Source organism: Streptomyces sp. col6 (genome assembly GCF_008042035.1).
Classification (GTDB): Bacteria; Actinomycetota; Actinomycetes; order Streptomycetales; family Streptomycetaceae; genus Streptomyces.
Window position 1 is genome coordinate 1 of sequence record NZ_RDBL01000041.1, and the last position, 4435, is coordinate 4435.

Annotated in this window: 4 protein-coding genes; all 4 read right to left on the reverse strand. The window is 74.9% G+C overall.

Annotated elements, in window-relative coordinates:
* Nucleotides 1-191 precede the first annotated feature (191 nt).
* Entirely contained in the window at nt 192-572 is a 381-nt protein-coding gene (locus EAO73_RS34815; RefSeq protein WP_147975534.1) for a hypothetical protein, read from the reverse strand.
* A 104-nt stretch (nt 573-676) separates the two neighbouring features.
* Nucleotides 677-2737 carry a sensor histidine kinase gene (locus EAO73_RS34820; RefSeq protein ID WP_147975535.1) on the reverse strand — a complete coding sequence of 687 codons (2061 nt, stop codon included), beginning with the start codon at nt 2735-2737 and terminating at the stop codon, nt 677-679.
* A complete protein-coding gene (locus tag EAO73_RS34825) occupies nt 2721-3449 on the reverse strand; it encodes a response regulator transcription factor (RefSeq protein ID WP_224756584.1) in 729 nt (242 codons plus the stop codon). Before EAO73_RS34825 ends, EAO73_RS34820 begins: the two co-directional genes overlap by 17 nt.
* 51 nt (nt 3450-3500) lie before the next feature.
* Nucleotides 3501-4435: AAA family ATPase (locus EAO73_RS34830; protein ID WP_147975536.1), on the reverse strand; the 935-nt coding region annotated here is incomplete at its 5' end.

A 4435-nucleotide genomic window follows, 5' to 3' on the forward strand; every position in this document is an offset into this window, starting at 1 on the left:
GGGGTGGACGCGGACTTCGCCGGGGCGGGGGACGTGCCCGAGCAGGCGGTGAGCGCGGCGAGCGCGGTGAGGGTGAGGGCGGCGGCGAGAGGAGTGCGGCGCATGCGAGAGGGCTCCAGGGGTCGTACGACGGCAGTGGCGCCGCCCGGTCGTGGGACGGCGCCACTGCTGGTCATCGGCTGCGGGACGGGTCAGCCGTCGCGGCGGGCGGTACGGCGGCGCAGGACGATCGTCCCGGCGCCGCCCAGCACCAGCGCGGCGGCCGCGGAGCCGGCGATGGCGGTGGTGTTGTCGCCGGAGGTGCCGGCCGGGTGCTCACCGGCCGCGACGCCGCCGCGAGGAGCCGCGGAGGGCACCGCCGTGGGCGGCTCGGTGGCCCTGGCCGACGGCGCGCGGGACGGCTCGGCCGACGGGGCGACCGTCGGCTCGGCGGACTGCTCCGCCGGGGGACGGGTCGGCTCGGCGGACGGCTTGGCCGAGGAGTCGGCGAACGCCGAGGTGGCCGGGACGCACACCGCGCCGGCCGCGACGGCGGCGAGGAGGGCGGTACGCAGGGACGTACGCAGGGGCATGGGCAGAGCTCCGTTCCGGATGGGCCTCAGGGGCGGCCGCGGTGCGGGTGCGCACCGCGGTGCGAGGCATGCGGACAGGCTCGCGCCAAGTTGTGAGGAAGCTGTCAGACCGTTGTGTCCATCGCATCAGCGTCGTCCGGAGTACCAGGGGCCGCCTCGTCGGCCGGGAGGCGGAGTGTGAAGACCGAGCCCTCGCCCGGTGTGCTCACCGCCGTGGCCGAACCGCCGTGCGCCTCCACGAGTTTGCGCACGATGGCCAGGCCCAGCCCGCTGCCGCCCGTGCGACGGCTCCTGGACTTCTCGCCGCGCCAGAACCGGTCGAAGACATGGGCCAGGTCCTCGGCCGGGATGCCGCTGCCCGTGTCGGCGACGTCCACGAGCACCGCGTCCCCGTCCCCGGAGCCGTACGGCCGCAGCGTGACCTCCCCGCCCGCCGGGGTGTGACGCACCGCGTTGGACACCAGGTTGCCCACGGCCTGCCGCAGCCGGACCGGGTCGGCCGTCAGCGGCGGCAGGGGGCGGTCCGGTGGCCGGACGCGGAGCGCGACGCCCGCCGCGTCCGCCCGCGCCTGGTGCGCGGCGGCGACCTGGCCGAGCAGCTCCTCCACCCGTACCGGCTCCGGGTGCAGCCGCAACGCGTCGGCGTCCGCCTGCGCCAGGTCCTGGAGGTCGTCGATGATGTGCTGGAGCTGGACCGCCTCGGTGTGCAGGAAGGCGATGAACGCCGGGTCCGGCTCGGCCACCCCGTCCTGCGCCGCCTCCAGCCAGCCCCGGATGTTGCTGAGCGGGGTGCGCAGTTCATGGGCGACATCGCTGACCATGGCCTTGCGCTGGGCCTCCAGACGGGCGCGGTGGGCGGACATGTCGTTGAAGGTGGCGGCGAGCCGTCCGATCTCGTTGTCCGCGGCGACCACCACCGGCGCGGTGTCCTCCCCGTCGCGCATCAGCTGGGCGGCACCCGTCAGGGCCCGCAGCGGGCGTACGAGGCGGGCGCCGACGAGCACCGAGGCGCCGACGGTCAGGGCCAGCACCAGGGCCGCCGCGCCCGCGATCCGCGCGGTGTTCGCCGGGGAGAGGTCGAAGCCGGGCACGGTGCCTCCGCCCGGGTCGCCGATGAACAGCAGCGCGGGCGAAGCGACGTACGAACTCAGCTGCTCCCGGCGGGCCGTGCCCACGCAGGAGGCGATGGCCCGGTCGTCCGCACCGGTGGTGGCCGCCTGCTGGTCGCCCGGACCCGGTACGGCGCTCGCCACCGGACTCGGCGCCTCGCCGGGTGCCTCGGTCGCCCGGACGCTCGGCGCGGTGGACGGCGGCAGGGTGGGCGCCGCCGCCGCGGGCACCGGGACCGCCTCCGCCGGTACGGGCTCGGAGGCCTGGCCCCACGACAGGCCCAGCTTGAGGTGGACGCCGTCGCGGCCCTGGCGCTCCAGACAGGCGTCGGCCAGCTGGTTGAGCGCCTTCAGGGCCTTCCGCTCGGTGGCCGTCGGGGTGTCCAGCGCGTCGACGGCGCAGCGGGTGCCCTGGATCCGCTCGGGGTCGTTGCCGCCCACCACCTGGATCAGGGGCCGGCCGCTCGCACCGGCGACCACGTCCGCGGCGATCCCGAAGTCGCCGAGGCAGGCCACGCCCCGGTCCGCGATCTTCCGGAGCCGGGTCCGCTCCGATGAGGGCAGCCGGAACGGCCCCACCGCGCGCGGGTCGACCCGGTCCGTGGTCGTGCCCGTCACCCCGGCGCCCTCGGACGCCAGCGCGGTGTCCACGGACAACGGGTCGACGACGGCCGACGCCTGGGCGGGCAGCGCCGCCGCGTCCGTGGCCGCCGAATCGGCGAGCGGGGCGCGCGCCTGGGTCGTCAGGGCGATCCGCCGGCCGGACTGCTCGGCCAGCTCACGGACCGTCTTCCCGACACCGTCCCAGGTGGGATGAGCCGCCGCGTAGCCGAGCAGGCGGTGGTAGATCCGGGCGTCGGCGGCCAGGTTCTGGCCCTGCTCCTGGCGGATCGCGCCGGACGTCGTCTGTACGGCGAGCCAGGCGGTCGCCGCCACCGAACAGGCCGCGACCAGCGCCGAGACGGCCAGCAGCCGGGCGAACAGGCTCTTGCGCAGCGGCACGGGCCGCCGGGCGCCGCCCGTGCCGGGGCGCCCCTTGCTACGAAGTCGTCGCACGGGCAGCCGCCTTCGCCGGGTCCGTCAGTTTGTAGCCGACACCGAAGACGGTGAGCAGCCGGACCGGCCGGCGCGGGGCCGGTTCGATCTTCTTGCGCAGGTTCATCACGTGCACATCGACGGTCCGGTCGCTGATGTACCGGTCGAAGCCGTGCAGTTCGGCGAGGAGCTGCTGCCGCGAGAACACCCGGTCGGGCTCGGCGGCGAGCGCGGACAGAATCCGGAACTCGCCGGGCGTGCACTCCACGGCCCGCCCCTCCACCGACACCACGTGCCGGACCGGATCCACGACCAGCGCCCCCACCCGCAGCACACCCGAGTCGTCCGGATCGCCTCCCGCCGCATGCCGGTTGCGGCGCAGCAGCGTACGCACCCGGGCCATCAGCTCGCGCGGGCTGTACGGCTTGGTCACGTAGTCGTCGGCGCCCAGATCGAGGCCGAGCAGCAGATCGTCCTCCGTGGTGCGGGCCGTGAGCATCAGGACCGGCAGCTCACGGTGTTCGGCGCGCAGCACGCGTACGACGTCGAGGCCGTCGGCCCTGGGCATCATCACATCGAGGACCAGCAGATCGGGTTCCCGGTGCCGTACCGCGTCGAGTGCCGCGAGGCCGTCGGGGCAGACGGTCACCCGGTGGCCCTCGCGTTCGAGGTAGCGGCGGAGGAGTTCGGCCTGATTCTCGTCGTCTTCGGCGACGATCACGTTTGCGCACACCCGATCGATCGTAATCGGGGCCGGCGGGTGTGCCGCCGGATCCTGTGCCGCCTACGCCGCGTCCCCGCCCCGGTACGCCTCCATCAGCTCGTCGTGCGCGGCGACGATGTCGCCGGCGAGGACGGTGACCATCTCCTGGCGGGTCGGCGTGGAGTCGGTGTGCGCGGAGAACAGCCGCAGATCGCGCTGCGCGGACGCCTTCGCGCACAGCTCGCGGGCGAACCGCGCGTTGCCGACGATGTCGGCCCTGCCGCCCTCCACGATCGCCGTGCACAGGGAGGCCAGGACGTCGAGCGCGCCGGCGTCGGGTTCGTCGCCCTGGGACGCCAGCACGGACCGGGCGATCAGGACCAGTTCCCCGGCGGAGTACGAGGGGAAGTCGACGCGGGTGTTGAACCGCGAGACCAGACCGGGGTTGGACGCGAGCAGCCCGGCCATCTCCTCCCGGTATCCGGCGAGTACGACGACGAGCCGGTCCCGGTCGTCCTCGGCCCGCTTCAGCAGCACTTGGAGCGCCTCGGCACCGAAGGCGTCGCCGCCGCTGATCCCCGTGTTGTGCAGCGCGTACGCCTCGTCGATGAACAGGACCCCGTTCAGCGCCGAGTCGATGACCCCGTTGGTCTTGAGGGCCGTCGAGCCGAGGTGCTGCCCGACCAGGTCCACGCGTTGGGCCTCCACCACGTGCCCCGAACTCAGCAGCCCGAGCCCGGCGAAGACCTGGCCGATGATCCGGGCGACGGTCGTCTTGCCGGTGCCGGGCGGCCCCGCGAAGACGAAGTGCCGGGGCCGGGCCCCGCCGGGCAGGCCCTGCTCCTCCCGCAGCGCGGACATGCGCAACTGCGCGAGCAGGGTCAGCACCTGCCGCTTCACGGGCTGCAGCCCGATCATGGCGTCCAGCGACCGCTGTGCCTCGGCGAGCAGCCGGGCCCGCTCCTCGGCGGAGAGTCCGCCCGTCTCGGCGGCACCGGAGGGGGCGGGAGCGGAGG

What these genes read in the sequence shown, in the direction of transcription:
- EAO73_RS34815 (WP_147975534.1), bottom strand. Translation starts at nt 572, where the DNA reads ATGCCCCTGCGTACGTCCCTGCGTACCGCCCTCCTCGCCGCCGTCGCG.